25 protein-coding genes and 1 pseudogene are annotated in these 23,233 nt (G+C 69.3%); 4 read left to right on the forward strand and 22 right to left on the reverse strand.

The features are described 5' to 3' along the window. Window positions 1-233: 233 nt before the first annotated feature. Entirely contained in the window at window positions 234-2,198 is a 1,965-nt protein-coding gene (gene acs, locus PVK37_RS08150; RefSeq protein WP_275033166.1) for an acetate--CoA ligase, read from the reverse strand. Between the two features lie 369 nt (window positions 2,199-2,567). Here acs and PVK37_RS08155 point away from each other — a divergent pair, with 369 nt between their 5' ends. Beyond that, window positions 2,568-3,314, forward strand: coding sequence for a Fic family protein (locus PVK37_RS08155; protein ID WP_275033167.1), 747 nt, complete (start codon window positions 2,568-2,570; stop codon window positions 3,312-3,314). Window positions 3,315-3,441: 127 nt separating this feature from the next. Here PVK37_RS08155 and PVK37_RS08160 read toward each other — a convergent pair whose 3' ends face one another. The 19 genes and pseudogenes from PVK37_RS08160 to PVK37_RS08250 all read right to left on the reverse strand — a co-directional run bounded on the left by PVK37_RS08160 (window position 3,442) and on the right by PVK37_RS08250 (window position 17,009). Then, window positions 3,442-4,029, reverse strand: a complete 588-nt coding sequence (locus tag PVK37_RS08160; protein WP_423791062.1) for a TetR/AcrR family transcriptional regulator — start codon at window positions 4,027-4,029, stop codon at window positions 3,442-3,444. After that, window positions 3,969-5,367, reverse strand: a pseudogene (locus tag PVK37_RS08165) (methyltransferase). Before PVK37_RS08165 ends, PVK37_RS08160 begins: the two are co-directional and overlap by 61 nt. Next, window positions 5,364-6,260 carry a hypothetical protein gene (locus tag PVK37_RS08170; protein WP_423791017.1) on the reverse strand — a complete coding sequence of 299 codons (897 nt, stop codon included), beginning with the start codon at window positions 6,258-6,260 and terminating at the stop codon, window positions 5,364-5,366. Before PVK37_RS08170 ends, PVK37_RS08165 begins: the two are co-directional and overlap by 4 nt. Window positions 6,261-6,617: 357 nt before the next feature. Then, a complete protein-coding gene (locus tag PVK37_RS08175) occupies window positions 6,618-7,421 on the reverse strand; it encodes an HAD family hydrolase (RefSeq protein WP_275033170.1) in 804 nt (267 codons plus the stop codon). Window positions 7,422-7,773: 352 nt separating this feature from the next. Then, on the reverse strand, window positions 7,774-9,045 hold the full coding sequence (locus tag PVK37_RS08180) for a tyrosine-type recombinase/integrase (RefSeq protein WP_275033171.1): 1,272 nt from the start codon (window positions 9,043-9,045) through the stop codon (window positions 7,774-7,776). Beyond that, a complete protein-coding gene (locus tag PVK37_RS08185) occupies window positions 9,045-9,317 on the reverse strand; it encodes a helix-turn-helix domain-containing protein (RefSeq protein WP_275033172.1) in 273 nt (90 codons plus the stop codon). Before PVK37_RS08185 ends, PVK37_RS08180 begins: the two co-directional genes overlap by 1 nt. A gap of 27 nt (window positions 9,318-9,344) precedes the next feature. After that, window positions 9,345-11,123, reverse strand: coding sequence for a replication initiator (locus PVK37_RS08190; RefSeq protein WP_275033173.1), 1,779 nt, complete (start codon window positions 11,121-11,123; stop codon window positions 9,345-9,347). Beyond that, window positions 11,123-11,392 carry a hypothetical protein gene (locus PVK37_RS08195; RefSeq protein ID WP_275033174.1) on the reverse strand — a complete coding sequence of 90 codons (270 nt, stop codon included), beginning with the start codon at window positions 11,390-11,392 and terminating at the stop codon, window positions 11,123-11,125. The genes PVK37_RS08190 and PVK37_RS08195 overlap by 1 nt, the downstream gene beginning before the upstream one ends. Continuing rightward, entirely contained in the window at window positions 11,389-12,303 is a 915-nt protein-coding gene (locus tag PVK37_RS08200) for a DUF2637 domain-containing protein (RefSeq protein ID WP_275033176.1), read from the reverse strand. Before PVK37_RS08200 ends, PVK37_RS08195 begins: the two co-directional genes overlap by 4 nt. Window positions 12,304-12,305: 2 nt before the next feature. Then, entirely contained in the window at window positions 12,306-12,680 is a 375-nt protein-coding gene (locus tag PVK37_RS08205; RefSeq protein WP_275033177.1) for an RRQRL motif-containing zinc-binding protein, read from the reverse strand. After that, window positions 12,677-12,982 carry a hypothetical protein gene (locus PVK37_RS08210; protein ID WP_275033178.1) on the reverse strand — a complete coding sequence of 102 codons (306 nt, stop codon included), beginning with the start codon at window positions 12,980-12,982 and terminating at the stop codon, window positions 12,677-12,679. Before PVK37_RS08210 ends, PVK37_RS08205 begins: the two co-directional genes overlap by 4 nt. Further along, a complete protein-coding gene (locus PVK37_RS08215) occupies window positions 12,979-13,164 on the reverse strand; it encodes a hypothetical protein (protein WP_275033179.1) in 186 nt (61 codons plus the stop codon). Before PVK37_RS08215 ends, PVK37_RS08210 begins: the two co-directional genes overlap by 4 nt. Beyond that, a complete protein-coding gene (locus tag PVK37_RS08220) occupies window positions 13,161-13,604 on the reverse strand; it encodes a DUF6197 family protein (RefSeq protein WP_275033180.1) in 444 nt (147 codons plus the stop codon). Before PVK37_RS08220 ends, PVK37_RS08215 begins: the two co-directional genes overlap by 4 nt. 85 nt (window positions 13,605-13,689) lie before the next feature. Next, entirely contained in the window at window positions 13,690-13,869 is a 180-nt protein-coding gene (locus tag PVK37_RS08225) for a hypothetical protein (RefSeq protein WP_275033181.1), read from the reverse strand. Further along, a complete protein-coding gene (locus PVK37_RS08230) occupies window positions 13,866-14,735 on the reverse strand; it encodes an FtsK/SpoIIIE domain-containing protein (RefSeq protein WP_275033183.1) in 870 nt (289 codons plus the stop codon). Before PVK37_RS08230 ends, PVK37_RS08225 begins: the two co-directional genes overlap by 4 nt. Before the next feature lie 89 nt (window positions 14,736-14,824). Beyond that, a complete protein-coding gene (locus PVK37_RS08235) occupies window positions 14,825-15,694 on the reverse strand; it encodes a hypothetical protein (RefSeq protein WP_275033184.1) in 870 nt (289 codons plus the stop codon). Between the two features lie 141 nt (window positions 15,695-15,835). Next, a complete protein-coding gene (locus PVK37_RS08240) occupies window positions 15,836-16,012 on the reverse strand; it encodes a hypothetical protein (RefSeq protein ID WP_275033185.1) in 177 nt (58 codons plus the stop codon). A gap of 11 nt (window positions 16,013-16,023) precedes the next feature. Then, window positions 16,024-16,452 carry a DUF3307 domain-containing protein gene (locus PVK37_RS08245; RefSeq protein WP_275033186.1) on the reverse strand — a complete coding sequence of 143 codons (429 nt, stop codon included), beginning with the start codon at window positions 16,450-16,452 and terminating at the stop codon, window positions 16,024-16,026. A 236-nt stretch (window positions 16,453-16,688) separates the two neighbouring features. Beyond that, window positions 16,689-17,009 (reverse strand): hypothetical protein, encoded by a 321-nt coding sequence (locus tag PVK37_RS08250; protein WP_275033188.1) that lies wholly within the window; start codon window positions 17,007-17,009, stop codon window positions 16,689-16,691. A 175-nt stretch (window positions 17,010-17,184) separates the two neighbouring features. Here PVK37_RS08250 and PVK37_RS08255 point away from each other — a divergent pair, with 175 nt between their 5' ends. Together PVK37_RS08255 and PVK37_RS08260 are read left to right on the forward strand one after the other, a co-directional pair. Beyond that, complete coding sequence (locus PVK37_RS08255; RefSeq protein ID WP_275033189.1) at window positions 17,185-17,943, forward strand: helix-turn-helix domain-containing protein; 759 nt, start codon at window positions 17,185-17,187, stop codon at window positions 17,941-17,943. 5 nt (window positions 17,944-17,948) lie between these two features. Next, complete coding sequence (locus PVK37_RS08260; protein ID WP_275033190.1) at window positions 17,949-18,419, forward strand: NUDIX hydrolase; 471 nt, start codon at window positions 17,949-17,951, stop codon at window positions 18,417-18,419. Here the strand turns inward: PVK37_RS08260 and PVK37_RS08265 are convergent. Then, entirely contained in the window at window positions 18,407-18,973 is a 567-nt protein-coding gene (locus PVK37_RS08265) for an HD domain-containing protein (RefSeq protein ID WP_275033191.1), read from the reverse strand. The genes PVK37_RS08260 and PVK37_RS08265 overlap by 13 nt on opposite strands. Window positions 18,974-19,508: 535 nt before the next feature. Beyond that, window positions 19,509-20,669 (reverse strand): DNA cytosine methyltransferase, encoded by a 1,161-nt coding sequence (locus tag PVK37_RS08270; RefSeq protein ID WP_275033192.1) that lies wholly within the window; start codon window positions 20,667-20,669, stop codon window positions 19,509-19,511. Between the two features lie 256 nt (window positions 20,670-20,925). Between PVK37_RS08270 and PVK37_RS08275 the strand changes: the two genes are divergently transcribed. Next, a complete protein-coding gene (locus tag PVK37_RS08275) occupies window positions 20,926-23,085 on the forward strand; it encodes an ATP-binding protein (protein WP_275033194.1) in 2,160 nt (719 codons plus the stop codon). The last annotated feature ends 148 nt before the right edge of the window (window positions 23,086-23,233 follow it).

Consider the following 23,233-nt stretch of genomic DNA (forward strand, 5'->3'; position numbering starts at 1 on the left):
GACGGTCGTCAACGGATCCGACGGCGTGAAAGTAGTTCAGAAATCGACCGGGGTACAGATCTCCGGACGCTCTCCAGCCGATCAGCCTTCTCCGGTTCCCCCGACCGTCCGAGAGTGGATCACGGCCGGGCCGAGGCGGATCCCGCCCCGGGGCCGCAGTGGAGCATGCCGGAAAAACAACGGTGGGTGACGGTCCGGTCGGACCGTCACCCACCGGGCGACACGTCGGTACGTCAGTCCTCGTCGGACTTTCCGCCACCCATACCGGACGAGATCAGCTCCATCACCGACGAGTCCTGGAGCGTGGTGACGTCACCCAGCGAACGGTTCTCCGCCACGTCCCGCAGCAACCGGCGCATGATCTTGCCGGACCGGGTCTTCGGCAGCTCCGGCACCAGCATGATCTGCCGGGGCTTGGCGATCGGGCCGAGCGTCCGCGCCACGTGGTTGCGCAGGTCGGCGATGAGCTGCTCGCCCGCCTCCCCGGCGGTGTCCACGGTGCCGCGCGGGATGGCGAACGCGACGATCGCCTGCCCGGTGGTCGGGTCGGTCGCGCCGACCACCGCCGCCTCCGCCACCGACGGGTGCGACACCAGCGCCGACTCGACCTCGGTGGTGGAGATGTTGTGCCCGGACACCAGCATCACGTCGTCCACCCGGCCGAGCAGCCAGATGTGCCCGTCGTCGTCGCGCTTCGCGCCGTCCCCGGCGAAGTACATGCCCTCGAACCGCGACCAGTACGTCTCGATGAACCGGTCGTCGTCACCCCAGATGGTGCGCAGCATCGACGGCCACGGCTCGCGCAGCACCAGGTAGCCACCGCCGCCGTTGGGCACCGACTGGCCCTGGTCGTCCACCACGTCCGCGCTGATCCCGGGCAGCGGGGCCATCGCGCTGCCCGGCTTCGTCTCGGTGACCCCCGGCAGCGGCGAGATCATCATCGCCCCGGTCTCGGTCTGCCACCAGGTGTCGACGATCGGCAGCTCACCCCGGCCGACGTGCTGCCTGTACCACATCCACGCCTCGGGGTTGATCGGCTCGCCGACGCTGCCGAGCAGCCGCAGCGACGACAGGTCGTGCTGGGCCGGGATGTCCTCGCCCCACTTCATCATGGTGCGGATCAGGGTCGGCGCGGTGTAGAGGATGGTCACCCCGTACCGCTGCACGATCTCCCAGAACCGGCCCTTGTGCGGGGTGTCCGGGGTGCCCTCGTACATCACCTGGGTCGCTCCGTTGGCGAGCGGCCCGTACACGATGTAGGAGTGCCCGGTCACCCAGCCGATGTCGGCGGTGCACCAGTAGACGTCCGTCTCCGGCTTCAGGTCGAACACCGCCCACGCCGTGTACGCCGCCTGGGTGAGGTACCCGCCGGTGGTGTGCAGGATGCCCTTCGGCCGGGCGGTGGTGCCGGAGGTGTAGAGGATGAACAGCGGCTGCTCGGCGTCGAACGGCTGCGCGGCATGCTCGGTGGACGCGGTCTCCACCGTCTCGTGCCACCAGTGGTCCTTCGCCGACCAGGCGACCTCCTCGCCGGTGCGCCGGACCACCAGCACGTGCTCCACCGACGGGCAGTTCGCCACCGCCTCGTCCACGGTCGGCTTCAGCGCCGACGGCTTGCCCCGCCGGAACCCACCGTCGGCGGTGATCACCACCTTGGCGCTGGCGTCCTGGATCCGGTTGGTGAGCGAGTCGGCGGAGAAGCCACCGAAGACCACGCTGTGCACCGCCCCGATCCGGGCGCAGGCCAGCATCGCGACCGCCGCCTCCGGGACCATCGGCAGGTAGATCGCCACCCGGTCACCGGCCGCGACGCCCAGGTCGGTCAGCGCGTTCGCCGCCTGGCAGGTCAGCCGGTGCAACTCGGCGTAGGTGATGGTCCGGGTGTCGCCCGGCTCGCCCTCCCAGTGGATCGCCACCCGGTCGCCGAGCCCCGCCTCCACGTGCCGGTCCAGGCAGTTGTACGCCACGTTGAGCTGCCCGCCGACGAACCACTTCGCGAACGGCGGGTTCGACCAGTCGAGCACCTGGTCCCACTCCTTGGCCCAGGTCAGCCGGTGTGCCTGGGTCGCCCAGAAGCCGAGCCGGTCGGCTGCCGCCTCCTCGTACGCCCCGGCGGTGACGTTGGCGTTCGCGGCGAGCGCGGCCGGCGGCGGGAACTGCCGCGTCTCGTTCAGCAAGTTGGCCAAGGCCTCGCTCATGGGCGTGACTCCTCGTCGCTCGGATGACCTGCGTCTCGTTGCAGGAAGGTTAACTTCGCCGGCCTGCCCCCGCGACCGCCGTCACCTCCGGCGCGCCCAGCGGCCCACCCGGCGCGCCCACCGGCGGCCAGGACCGGCCGACGGCAGCCGCACCGGCCCGGGCCGGTGCGGCCGTCCCCACCAGCGGCCACCGGTCCCGGAACCGGCGGCGGCCACCGGTCCGGGACCGGCCGGCGGCGACCACCAGCGGCCAGGGTCGGCCGGCGGCGGCCACACCGGTCCTGGGCCGGGCCGACCCGTCCGGCCCCGGCGTCGGCCCCGGGTCCGGTTGCCCGTCGGTGGGTCCCGGGCGGTCGCTAGCGTGGGTGGGTGACCACCGATCCGCTCGCCCCACTGCTCACCCTCGCCGACGTCGCCCCGGCCGTCGAACGGGCCCGGGACCAGGTCGACCAGGCCCTGCGACACCGCGCGCTGCGGCGGCACGGCGGCCAGGTCGCCGCCGAGGTGAGCCTGCGGTCCGCGGTGGCGAGCGCCGCCCTCGAGGGGTACGCCCACGAGCGGGAGTCGGTCCGCGCCGGTACGGTCACCGATCCGGTGCTCCAGGGCGCGCTGCGGGTGGCCGGAGCGCTACCGGGACTCACCGAGCTCTGGCCGAAGGCCCCCCGGCAGGTGCTGGCGAAGCTGCACGTGCTCGCCGCCCGGGACGTCGTACCCGAGGCGGAACTGGGACGTCCGGTGGCCGACCCGGTGGTCGGGGCCCGGTTGGACGGGCTGGCCGGGCTGGTCGCCGGTGGCACCAGCGTCCCGCCGCCGCTGCTCGCCGCGGTGGTGCACGGGGAACTGCTGGCACTGCGGCCGTTCGCCGGGCCGTCCGGCGTGGTGGCCCGCGCCGCCGCCCGGCTGGTGCTGCTGTCGACCGGCTTCGACCCGCGGGGCCTGCTGGCGATGGACGTCGGGCACCGGGAGCGGGAACCCGAGTACGTCGGCGCGGCCGGCGCTTTCGCCACCGGAACCCCGGACGGGCTGCGTTCCTGGCTGCGCCACTGCATGACCGCCACCGAGGTGGCCGCCGCCCAGCTCACCGTCGTCGGCGACGACGTCCTCGCCGCCGCCTGACGGCCGCCGGTCACGGTACCGTCGGCGGCTCGCGGCCGGCCGGCACCGCTGCCGGGTCACGGTGCCGGCTCCCGGCCGGCGGGCACGGTACCGGCGGCGGCTCCCGGCCACCGCCACCGCTGGCCGGTCATGGCCGGCGGGTGGCCTTGGTGATCTTGCGCTGGAGGAGCTGCCGGGTGACCGGGCCGAGCTCGTCCACGATCTCGATGAGCACGCCGAGCTGGTCGAGCGCGGCCATCGCCCGCTCGGCGCCGGCGGCGTCCACCCCGTCGTAGAGTTCCAGCCCGACGAACGCCGCGGACACCGCCCGTGCCAGCCCCGGCACGTCGGCGACCTCGGCGAAGGGCGAGCCGGTCAGCAGCCGGCGCAGCACGGCCTCGATCTCGTCCACCCAGATCCGGAGCGCGTCGGCGGTCGGTGCGACGAGCCGCTCCTCGGTCTGCGCTCCGGCCAGCATCTGGGCCAGCACCGAGACGTTGCCCGAGGTCCGCTCCTCGGCGTGCAGCGCCCGCCCGACCTCCAGCAGCTCCCGCAGGCTGCGTACCCCGGCCAAACGGCCCGACCAGCTGGCGACCCGCTCGGCGGTACCGGCCCGGCAGGCCGCCGCGAGCAGGTCGTCCACGCTGCCGAAGTGGTAGAACACCAGCGCCTGGTTCACGCCGGCGGCGGCGGCGATGGTCCGCGCCGACACCCCGGCGATACCGTGCTGGCGGATGGCCGTCAACGCTCCGGCGAGGAGACGCTGCTTGGTGTCGGACATCGCTCTCCTCGCGGTCGTGCCGGTGCGGCGGTGCGATCATCCCGGACGGGCCGGGTGCGGCGGTGCGATCATCGCATCGGTCACCACCTGCGCCAGCCAGGTGACTCCCGGCAACCGCAGCAGCCACCCCAGCCACGCCCAGCCGAAGTGCAGGTGCTCCAGCGCACGGGCGACGGCGGCCACCCCCCGTTCCGCGTGGCCGTCGCCGCCCGCGTACCCGGCCCGCCACAGCACCCCGTACGGGTACCGCGCGGCGGGCACGATCACGAGGTTCACCGGACCCCGGCGGTCGAGGAACCGGCGGAGCCCCGAACACGGCCCGCACCCGTCGTCGAGCCAGAGCACCGCCGGTTCACCCGGGAGGTACGGCCGCCACCGGGGCCACCAGGGGCGTACCCGCAGGCGGTGGTCCCGCCAGCGTGCCCCGTACCGGCTCTCCAGGTCGTACGCCTCGTGCGGGCCGGCCACCGCGACGCCGAAGGCCACCGCGAGCGCCGCGCACCCCACGAGCGGAAGGCTGCCGGTAACCAGTGCGGTGAGCAGGAGCAGGGCCACCGCGCCGGTCTGCATCGGATTGGCGAGAAAGGCGTACGGGCCGGTGGTCACCAGCCGGCGCGGCGGATCCCACGGGTACGGCGTTCCGCCGCCCCGGACCGCGAACTCGCGCACCGCCGCGAGGGCCGGGACGGCGGGTAGCAGGGCCAGCTGCGCGAGGAGCAGCGCGCCGGACACCGTCAGGTCGCCCAGGCGCGCCCAGGAGCCGTCGGTGAGGGTGAAGGTCACCGTGGGGAGGAACCACAGCAGCAGAACGCCGAACAGCCCGGTCTGGAGCAGGACGCGGGCCCGCAGGTGTCGTCGCCGGGCGCTCCACCGGCCGAGCAACTGGGCCGGCAGGGCCACACCGAGCAGCCCGACCGCCTCACCGGCCAGCCAGTCCGGCCCGAGCCGGAGCAGCGGAGCCAGGGCCGGCATGGTGACCGCGTCCAGCCAACCCAGCAGGCCCAGGGCGACCGGCAGGGGCAGCACCCGGCGCAGCAGCACCGGCAGCGGCCCCCACAGGGCGGCCCAGCCGATCCACAGGTCCACCGGCAATTCCCGGTACGCCCCGTGCACCGGCGCGAACGTGTACCAGCCGGTGGACCGGGCCAGCTCGTGCAGGACGGCGACGCCGACGGCGGCGGCCACGAACGACAGCAGCGCAGCCGCCCGCGCGTTCCGGTCCCGGTCCCACCGGGCCGCCGCCAGCACCGCCAGCAGGGGCAGACCCAGGCAGAGGTACCGGATCGCGGTCACCGCAGCGCCATCATGTCGAGCAGGTGCCCGCCGCCCTGGTGGAGCAGGGCGTCCTGGAGAGGCCCGAAGTACCAGGACGGGTCGAGACCGCGTCGGTACCCGATGAGGAGGCGGACCTCGGTGTGGTCCGCGTCGACCGCCCGCCAGCGCAGGTCGGCCCGCTGCCAGGTGAACCAGCGGCCGGTGATGGCGGTGTCCTCGACGAACCGGAAGGTCAGGTGTCCGGGCGTGCCGGCCGTGACCTCGGCGACGAGTCGCCCGCCGGGTCCGTGGGCGCTGCCGTGGTAACCGAACGTCCAGCGGTCACCCGGGCCGAGACCACCGCCGTCGACGTGTGCCGGCAGGGGCACGCCCAGCAGCCGTAGCGCCGGGGCCCGGACCGGGGTGGGCCGCGGACCGGCCGCCAGGCGGTCGGCCACCACGGCGGCGGGGAGCGCGACCAGCCGGACCACCTCCACCGACTGGTCCGGAGCGATCCGTGGCCCGATCCCGCTGCCCTCCAGGCCGGGCAGGAGCAGCAGCGGCACAAGGAGGACCGAGTAGCTGCGGGAGGAGGCGCGGCGAACCAGGTTGATCAGCGCCAGCGCGCCGTGGGCCACCGCGTAGACCAGGGGTGCCGCCAACACGACGCAGATCGCGCCCTCCTGCAGGGCCACCGCCGCCAGCAGCAGGGCGATCGTGGTGGTGACGAAGACCTGGCCGTGCGGGGTACGGCCCGGGGTCAGGGCCAGGGCCGCGGCCAGCAGGACCGGCAGGGCGACGAAGAGCAGCGCGCTGTCGGCCCGACCGTCCCGCACGGCGACCGCGAAGACCACCAGCCCGAAGAGGCCGATCAGCCCGGCCAGGATCCAGTTCGCGCTGGTCCGGCGGGGCGGTGGTGCCGGCTCCACCACGGCGTACCTCCTCGTTCTCGGGGTTTTGAGCGACCGCTCAACGGGAGCGTAGAGGAGTTTGAGCAACCGCTCAAGAGGGGTTGTCGGGTTCCGGACACGGCGACGAGCCGGAACGGCACGCCGGGCCGGACGGGGCCGGGAGGTGCGGAAGACACGGTCAGCCGACCGGATCGATGTGCGGAGAGGGCGCGGTCAGCGATCGGACCGACACGAGGAGGACAGGGCGGCCGACGATCAGGCCGACATGAGGAAGACGCGCGGCCAGCGACCGGACCGACATGGGGAGAATGCGCGGTCAGGCGACCGGGCGGTGCGCGGAAGAGCGGGGCGAACGGGGTGAATCCGGCCGGGTGGCGGTCAGGCGACCGGGGCGATCCGGGTGCGACGGTGGCGGCCGTACCAGGCGATGCCGATAGCGACACCCACCCCGACGCCCAGCGCGGCGGCGGCAACCGGGACCGCCGGCCGTTCCCGCAGCCGGCGGCCGAGCGGGATCGGGTGCCGGAACTCCAGCACCGGCCAGGAGTTCTCGCTGGCCAGCCTGCGGAGCTGCCGGTCCGGGTTCACCACCGTGGGGTGCCCGACACACTCCAGCAGCGGGCGGTCACTGTACGAGTCGGAGTAGGCGTACGACTCGGCCAGGTCGTAGCCCCGGGCGGTGGCCAACTCGCCGACCGCCTCGACCTTGCTCGGCCCGGCGGCGTAGAACTCGACCTCGCCGCTGTACCGGCCGTCCTGCACCGCCATCCGGGTGGCGATCACGTCGGTCACCCCGAGCAGCTCACCGATCGGCCGGACCATCTCCTCGCCGGAGGCGGAGACCAGCACGACGTCCCGGCCGGCGGCCTGGTGCTCCTCGATCAGGGCGGCGGCCTCGGCGTACACGTAAGGGTTGATCAGCTCGTGCAACGTCTCCGCGACGATCTGGCGGACCTGTTCCACCTGCCAGCCCTTGCACAGGGCGGCCAGGTAGTCCCGGGTGCGGGCCATGGTCTGCTCGTCGGTGCCGCCCAACCGGAACATCAGTTGGGCGTACGCGGACTTGACGACGTCCCGCCGGGTGATCAGCCCGTCGCGGTAGAACGGCCGACCGAAGGCCAGCGCGCTCGACTTGGCGATGACGGTCTTGTCCAGATCAAAGAAAGCGGCACCTCGGCCCACGGCGCGAAAGTCTAGCCCGATGGTCTAGGGTCGGCGGGTGCCTGGGGGCGGAGGACCCCGCTCACCTGCGCACACGCTGCCAGAAAGCCGGCTCCAAGTGACCACCGTCACACGACTTGAGTGGAAATTCGCAGGGAGTGGAGGTTAGGCCACTCGACGTGAGCAGGTCTGCTACGGCATGCTGGTAGTGCGACGACTTTTCACATCTGCACAACAACGGCCCTCGGCGGTTGCACCCCCCGTAACCGCTGAGTGAGTTCGGCTCAATCCCCCCCGGAGCCGAACTCCACGACGACCCCCGTCTCCCCCCGACGGGGGTCGTCCCTTTTCCCTGGGAGCGCGCCACCGCAGGTCACAGGTCATCCCCGTCCTCTTCGGGAGCGTTCTCAGCGGGCGTTTCCCCGGCCGGAGGCAGCAGAGAGGCAGCAGGGCCGTCGAAGGCAGCCAGGACGCGAGCCGCGTAGTCGTCCGGGGTGTGGGTGTACCGGTTGAGGGTCGTCGACGCCTGCTCGTGGCCCATCACCCGCTGTACCAGGTTGATCGGTACGCCGTCGGTCACCAGCCACGTTGCGTAGGCGTGCCGCAGGTCGTGGAACCGCATCCCGCCGGCAGCCTTGGCCGCGACCTGGGCGACCGCTTCCCGCTCGGTGGTGAACTCCGCCGACCGCTCGACGCCGTCCCGGTCGACCCAGACAGCTAGGTACCGGTGCGGACCGGAATTGATCACCTGGCCGAGCAGGCCGGCGCGGACCAGCGACGGGAGCCAGACCCGGCGACGGAAGTTCGACCGGCGCAGCGGACGTCCGACCCGGTCCCGGAAGACGAGGGTTCCGGGGTCCGGATCACCGGAGTCGGCGCGGAGCTGGCGCAGCGCGGCCAGCAGGAAGCCCGGCAGCGGGATGGTGCGGACGCCGGCCCGGCTCTTCGGGTACGGGCGGAGCACGATGCCGCCGTGCGTCTCCTCGGCGACCTGGACCACGCGCACGGAAGCCCGCTCGAGGTCGACCGACGACCAGGTCAGCCCGGCGCACTCACCCCAGCGGAGCCCGGCCCCGGCAGCAGCGCTGACGATGGCCCGGTGCCGAGGCGGGACGGCCGGGAGCAGTCGGTCAAAGAAGTCCTTCCGACCGATTGTGATCGGCTTGACGTCACGCGATCGGTCACGCGGTAGCCGCACACCCTCGGCGGGGTTGACGGCGATCAGCCGGGCCTGAACAGCCGTCTTGAGGATCATCGACAGCAGTTGGTAGCACTTGGCGATCGTGGTCGGCGCAAGCTGCCGGTTGAGGCCGGTCACCCACTCCTGCACCGACATGAAGTCGACCTTCCCGAGCGGCCAGTCACCCCACTTGGGCAGGACGTGAGCGCGGAGCATCGAGACGGTCCGTTCGGCGGTACGTGCCTCCACCGTCCGGGTGGCGAGCCACTGTTCAGCGAAGTCGCCGAACCGGGTCCGCCCGGCGTGCGGGTTGACGTACGTGCCCCGGTTGAGGCTGCCCTCCACTTCGGCCAGGAATGCATTGGCCTCGCGCTTCGTGCGGAAACTCTTCGACTTCTGCGCGCCGGCCGGGTCACGCCAGCAGGCCCGGAAGGTCCCGGCCGGAGTCTTGCGGACGAAGCCCATCAGCGCCTCCGTCCGTGTTCGGTGCCGGTGGCGGCGGCCGGTTCCGCGATGCCGTCGAGCCAGGCATGGAACCGGGTACGCGGGATCAGCCAGCGCCCACCGAGCCGGGTCGCGGGGATCGTGCCGTCACGGACGAGCGCGTACGTGCTGCCCAGCGAGATCCCGAGCAGCTTGGAAACCTCGCGGACGGTGTAGGTGACCGGTTCGACGACCGTCGCGCCGGAGCGGGGGAGGAGCCGGAGGACCGGACTCCTGCCAGCGGTGTTGCTCACTGCGTTGACCTCCTGAGGGGTGTCGGATCAGGCGGCGGCCGGCACGGTGCCGGCCGAGGGGGTGCCGAGTTCGTGGGCGAGTTCCTCGCGGCCGGCGGCGCGTCGCTCACGGGCGAGAGCGGCGGCGGTGTTGGCGAGCAGCGCGTCTCCGCTGGTGTGCCAGCCGACCCCGGCGAAGGTGAGAGCGCCGACGATCAGGGTGGTGTCGTCGAGGTGGTCGACGGCCTGGACGCCGTCGGGGTGCGCGTGGTCCTGGTCCTCACTGCGCCGGAAGGTGACCCGGGTGTCGCGCAGGAGTTGGAAGGTCACCGAGTAGCGGCGGGCTTTGGTGAGGAAGTGGCCGCCGAAGCCGAGCATGTGCGCCCAGCGGCGCAGCCGGGCGTACGGGTTGGCCGTCGCCGGTTTCGTCGATTCGGTGTCAAGGCCGGCTTGACGTTCGGCGACGCAGACGGGGCAGGCGGCGTACCGGGTGTGGGTGCCGCAGTCGGGGCACTCCCAGGGGTCGACGAAGCCGGGCCGGGGCCGGTGGTCGCGGGGCCGCTGCGAGAGCGGCACGGGCGTGCCGGTGGGTCGGCCGAGTCGCCAGCAGGCGTCGACGAGGCGGGCGGTGTGGTCGCCGTCGGGGTCGGCGTAGTCGCCGATGGTGTCGGCGGTCAGCCGGACGGATCGGTGCCCGGTTACCTCGGTGCTCTTGGTGGCGTACTTGGCAAGGTAGCCGGCAACCATGCTGTCGGTGACCTCGCCACGGCCGGTCAGCGAGATTGGCCGGATATCGAGCTGTGCGCCCCAGCGGATCAGCCACCCTTCCGGCTGGTCGGGGTGCGGCGGGGTGGTGAAGGCGATCAGGTCGACGGCGTACCGGATCGCGTCGTCGAGGTCGGCGGCGGTGAACCCGGCCGGTGGTGGGACGACGGCGGCCGGGTCGTGCGGGTTGACGCCGTCGAGGCGGATCAGGGCGTGGAAGTGCACCGCCGCGCGGGCCTGGAACTCGGCGGCCTTCCCGTGCGAGATCCGGACCGGGGAGACGAGGCGGGTCTTGCCGGACGGGCTGGTGACCTGCACGCGGGGGATACCGCGGCGGCGGGCGAGCTTGGTGAGGTACCGCTCCGCGGCCTGCTTGGTGCGGTGCCACAGTTCGCCGGTGTGCAGGTTCCAGACGACCTGGTGAGCGTGGTCGTAGCAGTCGAGGCAGAGCGGTTGCCCAAGAACGGCGTCGGCCTGGTCGTGCCGTGCCCAGCACACGGCCGGGCGGCCGTGGGGGCAGGTGCCGGCGTCGCGGCGGGCGTGGCAGGGGTCGGGCCGGCAGTCGCAGCGGTGCCGGTTGCCGCAGGTGTGCCGCTTGACCGCGCGGACATGCACCGCGCCGAACGAGGGTGCGGTGAAGGTGGCGAACACCGCCGGGTGTCGGGTGACGGTGTCGGGGACGCCCTTGCCGCCGACGAGGCCGGCGCGCAGGAGCTGGTAGGCGTCGCGCTGGTAGACGGTCGCGCAGGCCGGGCAGACGGTGGCCCGGCGGTTGCCGCACGCCTTGTAGATCGTGGCGTCGGGCATGCCATCGGTGTGCCGCTGGTCCAGCATCCGGCCGGTGGCCGGGTCGACGGTGTAGAGGCTGCCGGCGAGGCGGATCGGGCGGGTGCAGCCGGCGGCGGCCCGGACGTGCTCCAGCCAGCCGAAGTAGTCGGGTCGGCCGGCACGGTGCAGGGCCTGCCCGGCGGCGGTGTAGCCGGCCAGCGGGATGGTGTCGGCGTTCGAGCCCACACCCCGGGCCAGAGCGGCACGGGGTGTGAGGTCCAGCGTCGAGGCCATCAGGCGGCAACCCCGTCGTCGGGGTGCCGGTTGGTGATGGTGCGTTCGGAGACGATGACCCGGCAGGCACCGCACTGGCGAGCAGCCGGTTCGTGCCGGTGGCACGGGATGAAGGTGGTCACGTCGCCGCAGCGAAGGGTGACCGGAGTCCGGCAGGGACCGCCGGGGATGACGTGCACGACGGTGCGTCGGGTGTCGTACGGATGGGGCTCCGGCTCGGCCGGGCAGGTGTGGAGGACGTGTTCGATGTCGACGATGTGGATGGTCATCGGGCACCTACCGGGGTGCCGTTGACGGTGGGTTCGGTGATGGCGTCCAGGAGCGCCGCCGCGACGGGCGGGGTGAGGTTGAGCCGGGCGGCCAGCTCGTCGGCGGTGATGGGGTGGCCGGTGGCCTGCTCGTGCTGGACGGCGGCGAACCGTGCCGTCGGCAGCAGGTGGGTAGGGACCGTCACCGGCTCAGCGGCCGGCGTGCTGACCGGCTCAGGAGCCGGGACGGCGGTCGGTGTGGGGGTCGGGTCGGCAACCGCGACGGGCACCGGGTCGGAGTCGGGTTCGGTGGTGACGGCCGGCTCTGCCGGCGTGGCGGGTGCCGAGGTGATGGCAGCCGGCGGAGTCGGCTCGGAGGTGACCTGCTCTGCCACCTGGACGGAGATGGGGTTGACCTGCTCGACGGCAGACGGTTGGTTCTTGGCGGCCAGGTCGTTGGCGGCGGCGAGGAGTGCGGCGGCTTCGGCTTCGATGGCGGCGAAGTCGGGTCGGATGCGTCCGGCGACGAGTTCGACGCCGATGACGAGGACGACGACCAAGGCGAAGACGAGGCGTAGGCCGAGGCTGCCGGGGGACGCGAAGTTGATGGTTGCCGACAGCAGCGCGGCACCGACGAAGACGACCATCGCGCCCCGCTTGGCGTCACGGGCGATGCCCGAGGTACGGACGACGGTCAGCATCGACACCATGGCGGCGTCGAAGATCAGCGGGACGAGGTAGGCGAAGTAGCCGGCGTTCTGGGTCCACAGGTAGTGGGCCTGGTGCAGGTAGCTGGTCAGCAGCGCACCGAGCAGGACGAAGCGGTTGTACCGCTTGATGGAACCGATTGCCTTGAGCATGGTCGGCACCGCGTTGCGGGCGTACTCGGCGGCGAACTGTTCGGTGAACGTGCCGGTTTCGGGTGCGGTCATGGTCAGTGGCCTCCGTGGCAGTCGAGGCAGCAGCCGTAGCGGCGGGGGATGTAGTAGGGCTTGACCTGCTCGCAGAGTCGGCAGGTCCGACGGGCACGCAGCGCCTTGCCGATGGCGGCCCGTTGGGAGGCGGTGGCGGTGCGCTTGGGCTTGGCCAGGTCGAGCCGGTACAGGTAGGCGACGCGCTTGCCGCGCCGCCAGAGGATCTGGGCGACAGGGGTCTGTCCGCCGGGGCGGAGGCCGGCGGCCCGCAGTTGCCGGACGGTGGCGAGCCCGGCCGGGGCCATCAGGTAGGGGAAGGTGGGGAACCCGTGGCGGGTGCCGAGCGGGTCGTAGAACCGCAGGCGCAGACCGATCAGGTGGGTGAGGTCGGTCATGGCCGGTCACCCCAGCGCTGCTGGGCGGCCTGGCGGGAGATGCCGAGCCGGGCACCGATCTCGGCCCAGGAGTAGCCGAAGGCACGGAGGCCGACGACGGCCGCACCGATCGCGTCATCGAGAGCGGCCGAGAGGGAGACCAGGTCGCGGAGGGCTTCCACGTCTCCGGTGGCGACCCGGCGACCGTGGGCACGGATGATCCGCCGTGCGAAGGCGGCGAACTCGTCGTTCTCGACGACGTCCCGACGCCGTTGCTGTCGGGGGAGGGGCGTCAAGGACGCCTTGACGGTCGGAGCGGTCATGCGGCACCGCCCGGGGTCGGGTCTACCTGCTGGTGGTCGGTGGCCCAGGATTCGGCACAGACCTTGTGGCAGGGCTTGCCCTTGGGGCTACGGCAGATGGCCGGTTGCCCGCAGATGACGCAGGGTTCCGGGGTGCCGGCGCTGCCGGACTTGCTCCAGTCGATGAAGACGGTGGTGGTCATCGGGAGTCACCACCGGTCGCGTGGCGGTGCTCCCACTCGTCGGCGGCGGCGTTGAGGGCGTCGATGACGTCCTCGGCGGTGTGGCCGGCGCTGTCGTTCCAGGCGAACGGTTCGGAGTGCTCTTCGAGCCAGTAGCCGTCCTCGTCGACGAGGTGGATGGGGTGGGCGAGGTCGAGGTAGGCGACCATCGCGGCGATAGCTGCCCGGTAGACCGCCCGGTAGTCGGGATGCACCTCGGTGAGGTGCTTGGCCTGCCGGCCCTCACAGGCCATGCCGATAGCCCCGACCAGACAGGCGGGCGGGGTGGGGTCGGTCCAGTCGGTGGGCAGGTAGTACATGCCCTGAATCCAGCCGTGCCGGCTCAGGTAGAGGGCAGCACCACGGAGAACCTCGGCCGGGGTGGCCGGTTCTCCGGTGGGCGGGTTGTGGGTAGCCTTCATGGCAGCCACGTCCTTTCGAGGGCTGTTGGTGAGGCCGGCAGGACCAGCTCTGCTGGCAGGCGGAATGCGCTGGTCCTGTCGGTTGCTAGGTGGTGGGGGTCAGGCGGACGACGATTCGCAGCCGCGTGTCTGCCGCGCTGACCGGAGCGGGTACGGACATGAAGACGAGCCGGCCGCACTGGCGGGCCATCGCCTGAATCACGTCGATCTCTTCGCGGGTGCCGGTGACGACCATTTCGGTGAACCGGCGAGGGGTGTGCTTCATGCGGCCATCCCCCAGTCAGCGGGAGTACCGGTCGGGGTGGTGAGGCCACCGGGGCGACGGACCCAGGCGGCGTAGTCGGCGATGCCGGCGATCTGGGCGTCGGAGAGGTAGGCGGCCTTGATGCGGCGGGGCGTGCCGCCCTCCGCGATGAGGTAGGCCGCGCCCTGGTTGGTGGGCGGGATGTCGGTGGCGGAGTAGCCCTGCTCGGCCCAGCCGTGGCCGAGGACGATGTTCGAGCTGTTCGGGGTGGTGCAGCGGAACGCGGCCCGGTAGCCGAACAGGTCCCGCAGGCTGGTGGGGATGATGTCGAACGACGGCCGCTGGGTGGCGGCGACGACGGGGATGCCGGCGGCCCGGCCCCGGGCGACCAGGTCGCGGAGCAGGGCGACGAATTCTTCCTGTTCCTGCTTGCTGCCGACGGTGGCGGAGAAGAAGGCGATCTCGTCGACCAGGACGGTGATCACGCTGAGTCGGTCGGCGGCGGTCAGCTTGCGGCGGCCGTGGGCGCGCAGCCAGGCGTACCGGTTGTTCATCACCTGCTGGAGCCGTCGCAGGACGGCCAGGGCGGCGGTGATGTCGGGGCCGATGAAGGCGTCGGCGATGTCTTCCCACTGCCCGAGTTCGACGAGCTTGCCGTCGAGGAGCACGAGCCGGGAGTCGACGGACAGGGCCGCGTGTGCGGCGATGGTGTTGAGGAGGCCGGACTTGCCGCCGCCGGGCTCACCGCCGGCGAGGAGGTTGCGGTAGGCCAGGGTGATGTAGACGGGCTGTCCGAACTCGTCGATGCCGATGAAGATCGGGTCGAACATCGACAGGCCAGGCCCCACCGGAACACCGGCGGTCGGGGCGGCAGTGGTGCGGTTCATGGTGGCCCTCCTTGGGCGGTTGTTGGGCGCGAGGAACCCCACGAACGAGCCGTAGCGGGCTCCTCGCGTCCTGGTTGATGTGGTTGGGATCAGATCCAGTCGGACATGTCGTCGGTGTCGGTCGACGACGAAGCCGCCGACGGCTTGGAGCCGTTGGCGGTGGCCGGGCGGGGTGCCGGCAGGGTGACGGTGGAGGCTTCCACGTCGGGAAGATCCAGGGCCGTCGGTGGCGTGACCGGTGCCCGGTCGCTGACCGGGGTGTCGGGATCGATCACGTCGACCAGAGGTGAACCGACGGTCGCGGTGAGCACCTCACGGCGCTTGATGTCGAACCGCAGGAACGCGGCATTGCTGTCGGAGGCCCGCTCGATCAGGGCGGACGAGGCGTGACAGGTGACAGCGATCTTGTCGAGGCGGCCTTCCAGGTCCTTGGCCGACAGGCCGGGACGCAGGTAGACCCAGACCCGCTCACCCACCGGGGTGGGGCGAGCCCAGAGGATCAGCGGCAGGGAGCCGGACTGGTTGGCGATGATGAACTGCGAGAAGCACACCCGCAGCCGGTGGCGCACGATCAGGCACCAGGCCCAGGCAACGATGGCCCGGCGGACCACCGGGATGGCGGCGGGGACACCAACGACCAGGGCGACCACGGCGAGGGTCACCAGGGCCGGGGTGTGGGTGGCGAGTTGCACCCAGGCGGCGAGCAGGGTCGTCGTGATCAGGATTTCGGGCAGCCACCACCACAGCAGCCGCAGGACCGGCCAGATACGGACGAGCAGCCAGGCGGCGGCACCGGTCGGGATGCCGATGGCCGCGCCGACGAACAGGGCAATGATCGGGTGCCAGTACGAGGCGGCGACCACGGCCGACAGGAGACCGACGATGACGCCGGTCAGCACGAACGCCAGCCGGGCGTTACGTGCGGAGGAACGGTGAACCCTGGCCTCGATGACCGTCACCGTTGGCGAGGACTTCCGCCCGAACAGGCGGGCAGGGCTAGACTTGGACACGACACGTCCTCCCAGGAATTGGGGTGGATGGGTTGGAGAGAGCGGGGTCGGCAGGTGTAGGAGCCAGTACCGGCCCCGCGCTCGAATCGCCTAGTTGCGCGTGATCTGCACGACCACACGGCGGCCCGGGAAGTCCTTCAGGATTTCCCGCTTGGCCCAACTGACATCGCTGAAGCAGACCAGGTAGCTGAAGGACGTACCTTCGGCTTTGACCTCACGGTCGGCGTACTGGGAACAAACGGGGTACTGGCACAGCATGTGCATCATGGCGTTCCCTTTCAGAGAGCAGCGACGAGAAGCGCGGACGCCCACAGGCATGCCGCGTGAAGGGACTGGTCGGCCAGGTACATCCCGCAGATCGGGGCCTGACGGTCGGCGAAATCGCCGCTTCCGGTGTGGTTGAGAATCCAGCGCACCGGCCAACGCCGGTCGAGGATCGCGTGAGAGACCGCCGAGAAGGCGAGTCCGGCGGCGAGCCCGGCCACGGTGACCGGCAGATCGAGGACGGCGATGGTGATGGTGAGCATCACCACGACGACCAGGTGATAGGCCACGACGTGGCCCAACAGGTGACGCCAGCCGTCCCAACCCGGGGCGGCCTTGTGTGCGGCCTGCTTGTCGGACTGGCCGAGAACGTGGTCAGCGACCTGGTGGCCGGCGTAGAACGTCGCCGCGACAACGGCGAACACGATGGCGGATTCGAGCATGACAACCACTCCCTGCATTCGGGGGACGATGGGTTGGAAGGTGGGCGGGGCCGGCAGGTGTAGGAGCCAGTCCGACCCCGCGCCACAGATTTCGAGAAGGGCAACCACGGGTTGCCAGGATCGGGAAGGTAGGAGCCAGCGACTTTCCCGAACCGATGAGAACCGGATCAGCGGACCATCAGGCCGCTACAGATGCCACGGACACCGGTGGCAGACACAGCACGATGTGCGAGGAACTACTTCGCCGCCGAGGTGCCAGCCGCCGGCTTCAGCGAGATCGCGCGGAACGCGACGCCGTTGCGCCCGTTGGTCGCCCACGGGATGGCCTCCAACTGCTCGACCGCGATGAGCTGTCCCACCTTCACGCTCGGCTTTTCACCCGCCGTGGTGATGGTGATGACCTCACCGCCCGTCTCGTCGAGTACGAAGACCTGGGTGGACCACATGAGCCGGCCCGTTCCCTTCTCGGACCGCTGGTTGCCGTTCTGGTCGTTCTTCGGCTCCGGGTCCTTCGACACCGTCACCTGCTTGCCCTGGGTGTCCACGTACAGCTTCACTACAGACCTCCTGTGTCTCGGGCCAGAGATTGAGCGTGTCCCCGGTGGACATTTGCTCGTGGCCTCTGCCGACAACACTCCCGGAAATGGGCGGACGAGCCACCCGACGAGGTGGACGACTAGGGACGTCTTTGCTACCTTGAATGCGTCCTAGTCGTCCCCTCTGGAGGGTCGGATGCCGAACAACCGCCTGCGTGACGCCATCCTCCGCAACGGCATGACGCCCGCAGTGATCGCCGAGAAGATCGGGGTCGACCCGAAGACGGTGGAACGGTGGATCACCCAGGACCGGACGCCGTACCCGCGCCACCGGCACGCAATCGCCGCACTCGTCCGCGAGGATGAGTCGTACCTCTGGCCAGACGCGGTGACTGCGGAGGCTGCCTCGCAGATCGGGCAGAGCGAGATGATCCAGCTCTACTCCCGGCGATCCTCTGTGCCGTACGACCTCTGGCGCCGCCTGATCGAGCGGGCGGAGAAGCGGATCGACGTGTTGGCCTACGCCGGCCTGTTCCTGGTGGAGCAGGATCCGATGCTCGTCGACACCCTGCGGCAGAAGGCGGAGGACGGCGTCGAGGTGAAGATCCTGCTCGGTGATCCGACCAGCGACGCTATCGAGCGTAAGAGCGTCGAGGAGGGTACGCCCGGCGTGATGGCCGCGAAGATCCGTCAGGTGCAGCAGTACTACAACCGGCTGGACGGCGTGCAAGGCGTCAAGGTGCTCTACCACGACACGACGCTGTACAACTCGATCTACCGCTTCGATGACGAGATGCTGGTGAACATGCACGTGCTCGGGTTCCCGGCACCACACGCGCCCGTGATGCACCTGCGCAGGATCAACGGCGGTGACCTGTTCCGCACCTACTCCGACAGCTTCGACCGGGTCCTGTCGGCCTCCTGGTCGCTGAAGGGCGGCGAGGTGGCAGCCTAGAGGGCATGGCGAGGATCGAGCACTACCACGACCCGAACGCGCCGAGGGCCAACACCATCGTCGTGGCGGTCTCCGTCTTCGTCCGGGACGACCGTGGCCGGGTGCTGCTCATCCAGCGCACCGACAACGGGCTGTGGTCGCTGCCAAGCGGCGGCCAGGAGATCGGCGAGTCGGTCGCGCAGACGGCGGTCCGGGAGACCCACGAGGAGACCGGCATCAGCGTCGAGGTGACCGGCTTGGTAGGCGTCTATTCCGACCCCGGCCACGTCATCGAGTACTCGGACGGCGAGGTGCGGCAACAGTTCTCGCTCTGCTTCCGCGCTGTGCCGGTCGGCGGCGAGCCGACCCCGAGCGACGAGTCAAGCGACGTCCGATGGGTCGCGCGCGACGAGCTGGGGACGCTGGACATCCACCCGTCGACCCTGCTCCGCATTCAGCACGGCTATCAGGAACGCGGCGAACCCTACATCGGCTGACGAACCCGGCCGGGCAGACGGCGCTCAGTACGCTGGACGGCAGCCACCATCTCCGGCTCGGCACGGATGATGAACCGGGTCACCAGGTGATCCGGCCCGTACCGCGACCGGATCTCCGCCAGCCGCTCCAGTACCTCGAAGTCCTGCCCGTCCGGCCCGGTGGTCATGTCCGAGAAGCACAGCGCGTCGGTGACCGCCGTTTCCTCTCGCGGGAACTCCGCCGCCAGGACGTCACCGAGTCCGCGTTCCTCCGCTTCCAGCCAGGCGCAGGAGTGATGCGCGACAAGGGCGGCAATCCTCTCGTCGAAGCGTTCCCGCCGCAGCCACCGACCACCGTCGAGCGCGTGGAACCCGGTGTCGACAAGCTCGGCGTTGTAGCCGATGTCGTGTAGCCACGCGGACGCCACGAGGACGTCACGATCTTCGGCCGGAACCGCCTCGCTGACGGTCCTCGCTTTGGCGGCGACCGCCTGGACGTGGCTCCATCGACGTGGCAGCGGAGTCTCCAGCTTGCGTCGGGCGATCTCCCGGGCGACATCGACGAGGGCGGCCATGCGGTCAGGGTACGGAGAGCGCACGGTCCGCGCCATCCCGTGTCGATTGGGCGACCGGAACCTAGGTGGCGGCCGGCTGCCGGCGATGTGGTTCAAAGTTTCTGTACGTCTTCAAGGCGGCCCTGGACGGGCCGCACGCGCCGCCGCCAGGGCGCGTGCCCGTCGCTGCGCTGGCGCTCCACTCCGGTCACGCAACACGCCCGGCGGCTGGCGCGGAGGGCGGGTAGCCCGGTGGGCCGCCGCATGACGACAGGCCGTTGCCCGGCGGGGTGGCGGGGCCGGCAGCCGGCCGGGCCGCGCGGCCGACACCCGCGCGGCGTGGGGGAGCGAACGCCGGCTCCGTCGGCGGCCGGCGGCCGGTGGTGGGGTTGCGGTTACTGCGCCTCCGGCGGGGGCGCTCCGGCTCCAGGACCGGCCGGGGGTCCGTCGGCGGCTCGCGGTCCGTGGGTGGTGGCGGTGGGGAGCCATCCCGCCCGCCGTCGACCCGGGCGAGCCGAGCAGACCACCGCCCGACCCGCCAGCGTCCGTGCGGGTGTCAAGGCCGTCTTGACGTGGCGGGCCGGGCAGCGGCCCGCTCCACAGGAGTGCGGGTCGACGGCAGACGGGATGGCAGGGGTCCAGGTGTGGCGGACTGTCCGCAATCCGACAACTGGGCCGAGCCGCCTTGGACGAGACGGCGGACAGTCGCTCCAAGAGCCTTCGCCATACGAACCGGAACGGCGTTACCTATTTGCCGCTCAATTGATCCAAAGTCACCCTTAAAAGCATAGGTCGGTGGAAAGGTCTGGAAAGCTGCCGCCTCGCGAAGCGTGAGGCCGCGATGTTCCGTTGGATGAATGAATGAACCGCACGCCGGAGTGGTGCACCTGGTGGTCATCGTCGGCGCAGGTTCATCCAAGCGAACTCGACCGTACGATGCCGTCGCATGCCTGGCCCGCAGATTGTCATGACAAGCCAAACGATGCTCTGGAGGCAGGTCGAAACGGTTGCCTCCAACAGGGATTGCCTTGATGCGAGCAAGAACCTTTGGCGAATGAACACGATGCCTATCCAGGTTGCTGCCTTCCAGTATCGTGGAGGACAGTTGCTCCAAGGCGGTTCGTGCGGTCGTTGGATTCTCCGTGAACCATTCTCCGAGTAGGTCGGAGACAGTGTCGGGGAGCCGGACGCGGCGACCGCGAATGGCCAGCATGATCAATCGTCGCCTTCGCTGAGGCACCCCAACCCAGGCAGCATCGAGACGGAAACTCTTGATCTGGTAGCCCAGCGCGCTAAGGGCCTTCTGAAGTCGGCTGAACCGCGCGTCCCTCTCAAGGCCAGGAACGTTCTCTAACAACACCGCAGAGGGTTTGAAGGCGCGCACGAACCGGATCACGTCGAGAACCAGGTCGTTCCGGGCGCTACCTTTTGCCGAATCGCCGCCAGGGCCGAGAGTCGAGAACCCTTGACACGGCGGACATGCCTTCAGGAGCGTCAGTTCGCCGACATTCAGGTTCAAGTCCCGGCGCATACCCGTCGCAGTTAACAGCCGAATGTCGCGATCCCAAAGCTTGACATCAGGGTGATTGATTCTATAAGACGCGGCGGCATCGGGGTCAACTTCCACAGCCCCAATGACGTCAAATCCAGCTGACCGAAGTCCCTCGGTGGCGCCACCGGCGCCGGCGAACAAGTCGACGCATGTTAGGCGGATCACGCCCGCATGCTACCTGATCAAGGGCGCGCAGTGTACCCCACACGCCGTAGTAGACAGTGGACAGTGGGGTAGCGAGCCCGGCTCTGATCCGTCACTATGCATGTTCTGACGGCGAGGAGGTCCAGTGCACGAGACCTATCAACCTGGAGAACGTGGCGGTGCAGGCGGATCTCCGCAGCCATCGTCTTCAGGTGGAGCGCAGGTGCCAGCTACGCGCCCTGCGGCTGACGGGGCAGCTGGGCTACCTAAGTACACGATGAAGATCAGCCGGCTCACCATCGACAAGCTGGGCATTAAGCTCTATGACAGGGTCACGGCCGTTCTTGCCGAGCTGATCGCAAACTCTTACGACGCGGACGCGGCGACAGTAACCATCACCCTGCCTTGGGGAACACTTTTGGCCCGTGCCGGCAAGTCCGGACCAGGCGACCATGTGCAGCTTGCCGAAGCTGGTGACGGGAGGCACCAGGCGGTTGAGGTAGCGGATGCACAAGGAGCGCTACTGAGCAGTGATGACGCCGGTGGAGTAGACGGTCAGGGGCGAGGCCATGAGATCTTGATCGTGGATGACGGCCACGGCATGACGTCCGATGAGTTGAACAAGCAATATCTCTCGGTTGGCGCAGACCGGAGGAAACGGACGGGAAGTGATAAATCTCGCCACCGCCACCGACCGGTCATGGGCCGTAAGGGTATCGGGAAGCTTGCCCCCTTTGGGATCTGCGAGACCGTAGAGGTAATCACCGCTGGCGGCGAAGAAACGCCGATGGGCTATCGCGTGTCGCATATCATAATGCGGTTGTCGGAAATGCTTGCTGACACGGATGATGAATACAATCCGCAGCCAGGCGAGTTCGACGGGACGTTCTCCAAAGAGTCGGGCACAACTGTAAAACTGAGGGACTTCTTCAGAAAGCGTGTCCCTAGTCGTGATGAACTCGATAGGCAGCTTTCGGCTCGGTTCGGCCTGACGCGTACTGACTGGATGGTCAGAGTCGTAAACTCGCTCAATGCCCAGCAGTCATTTGAGCTAGGCACACTGAAAATAGATTTTATGGACGACACCTTTATGGATGTGTCCGATATGCCGGTCAGATTCGAAGATAGCTTTCTGCCTGTCACGGGCTTCGTCGCCTACTCGAAGAAGCCGTATAAGGACCCGGCTATGGCTGGTGTCCGAATATATGCGCGAGGTAAGATTGTCGCCCAGACGCGGGATTTTGACATCGGCGCTGGCTTCACTGGCGAATTCACTCTAAGGTCATACCTTGTCGGCGAGATTCATGCCGAATGGCTAGACCAGGAAGATGATTTAGTGCGGTCGGACCGCCAGGACATTATCTGGCATTCAGACCAGGGTGAGGCTCTGAGGAATTGGGGGCAGAAACTTACCAAAGCCCTCGCTAAGCGTGGCGCGGCGGCAATGAAAAAAGAGAAATGGGCGGAGTTCGAGAAAAAATCTGATCTGAAGAAGCGCCTTGATCAAGCAGCGCCGAATGAGCCGGAGCTGAAGCACTCCGTAACTGAGGCGGCGAAACTGCTTGTCAAGGACGTTGACCCCGAGGCCCTGGAGGATCAGGACCACGTCGACCGGCTAACTGAACTCGCCTTCTCTATTGGCCCGCACCAAACGTTACTTGGAACCCTCAGAGAGGTTTCCGAGACGACGGCTACAACAGTTGACGCTGTCATGGCACTGTTTCAGCGGGCTCGTATGGTTGAAATGTACTCCCTGGGGCAAGTGGCTGAGGAGCGCCTCGACGTAATCACAAAGCTGGAAGAGTTAATTGCCAATGGGAGGACGCTTGAGAGGCCATTGCAAGAGCTAATCGAGCAGGCACCCTGGCTATTGGCTCCCGAGTGGACGCCTCTCGGGATGAATGAGTCACTGAAGCGGGTGCGGGCAAGCTTCGAGGCATGGTATGAGAAGGTCTTCGGGGTTGCCGTCGTTACGTCTGCCATCGACAACGAGCGAAAGGAGCCCGACTTCGTTATGCTCAACGACGCCGGAGTCCTCTGGATCGTTGAGATCAAACGGCTTGAATATCACCTGACGGATGAAGAGTATCAGCGCGGGTTCGGCTATCTCGCCGCACTGACGAAATTCCTTGACGATAATCCAGTTCTCGGCGAGCAGTTCCCGATACGAAGGTTAACTTTCGTGTCCGATTATATGGACAAACTTAGCCCTGTTTCGCTCTCGTCTTTGAATTCGGATGCTCGCGTCTCTCACCGTACCTGGCATGAACTCCTCGACTTCACCAAGCGCGCACACCGGGACTTCCTAGTAAGAGTAGAGTCGTCCGGAGTCAGTCTCCGGGCGGATGAGGACCCAGTCGATGAGCAGACGCTGTTTGAGGATCCGCACATTCCCGTGAGCGACGGTGACCGCCCCACAAACCAGCCGACTCAATGAGTGTCTATTGCGGGCTGACCGGATCCTGGGCTGCGACTGGGTCGGCGACGACATGTCGAGCGTGGGAGCCAGGATCCGGCCGAGCAGCCAAGCCCGCGACCTTAAGACGATGCCGTACCGGACGATCAGGCTGGCATGAGGATCAAGC

Source organism: Micromonospora cathayae (assembly GCF_028993575.1).
Classification (GTDB): Bacteria; Actinomycetota; Actinomycetes; order Mycobacteriales; family Micromonosporaceae; genus Micromonospora; species Micromonospora cathayae.

Coding starts and splice junctions, on each gene's coding strand:
- PVK37_RS08265 (WP_275033191.1), bottom strand. CDS start 18,973: ATGGCCGCCCTCGTCGATGTCGCCCGGGAGATCGCCCGACGCAAGCTG.
- PVK37_RS08220 (WP_275033180.1), bottom strand. CDS start 13,604: ATGAAGGCTACCCACAACCCGCCCACCGGAGAACCGGCCACCCCGGCC.
- PVK37_RS08225 (WP_275033181.1), bottom strand. CDS start 13,869: ATGAAGCACACCCCTCGCCGGTTCACCGAAATGGTCGTCACCGGCACC.
- PVK37_RS08205 (WP_275033177.1), bottom strand. CDS start 12,680: ATGACCGACCTCACCCACCTGATCGGTCTGCGCCTGCGGTTCTACGAC.
- acs (WP_275033166.1), bottom strand. CDS start 2,198: ATGAGCGAGGCCTTGGCCAACTTGCTGAACGAGACGCGGCAGTTCCCG.
- PVK37_RS08180 (WP_275033171.1), bottom strand. CDS start 9,045: ATGGGCTTCGTCCGCAAGACTCCGGCCGGGACCTTCCGGGCCTGCTGG.
- PVK37_RS08190 (WP_275033173.1), bottom strand. CDS start 11,123: ATGGCCTCGACGCTGGACCTCACACCCCGTGCCGCTCTGGCCCGGGGT.
- PVK37_RS08260 (WP_275033190.1), top strand. CDS start 17,949: ATGGCGAGGATCGAGCACTACCACGACCCGAACGCGCCGAGGGCCAAC.
- PVK37_RS08215 (WP_275033179.1), bottom strand. CDS start 13,164: ATGACCACCACCGTCTTCATCGACTGGAGCAAGTCCGGCAGCGCCGGC.
- PVK37_RS08230 (WP_275033183.1), bottom strand. CDS start 14,735: ATGAACCGCACCACTGCCGCCCCGACCGCCGGTGTTCCGGTGGGGCCT.
- PVK37_RS08240 (WP_275033185.1), bottom strand. CDS start 16,012: ATGATGCACATGCTGTGCCAGTACCCCGTTTGTTCCCAGTACGCCGAC.
- PVK37_RS08275 (WP_275033194.1), top strand. CDS start 20,926: ATGAAGATCAGCCGGCTCACCATCGACAAGCTGGGCATTAAGCTCTAT.
- PVK37_RS08245 (WP_275033186.1), bottom strand. CDS start 16,452: ATGCTCGAATCCGCCATCGTGTTCGCCGTTGTCGCGGCGACGTTCTAC.
- PVK37_RS08195 (WP_275033174.1), bottom strand. CDS start 11,392: ATGACCATCCACATCGTCGACATCGAACACGTCCTCCACACCTGCCCG.
- PVK37_RS08255 (WP_275033189.1), top strand. CDS start 17,185: ATGCCGAACAACCGCCTGCGTGACGCCATCCTCCGCAACGGCATGACG.
- PVK37_RS08210 (WP_275033178.1), bottom strand. CDS start 12,982: ATGACCGCTCCGACCGTCAAGGCGTCCTTGACGCCCCTCCCCCGACAG.
- PVK37_RS08200 (WP_275033176.1), bottom strand. CDS start 12,303: ATGACCGCACCCGAAACCGGCACGTTCACCGAACAGTTCGCCGCCGAG.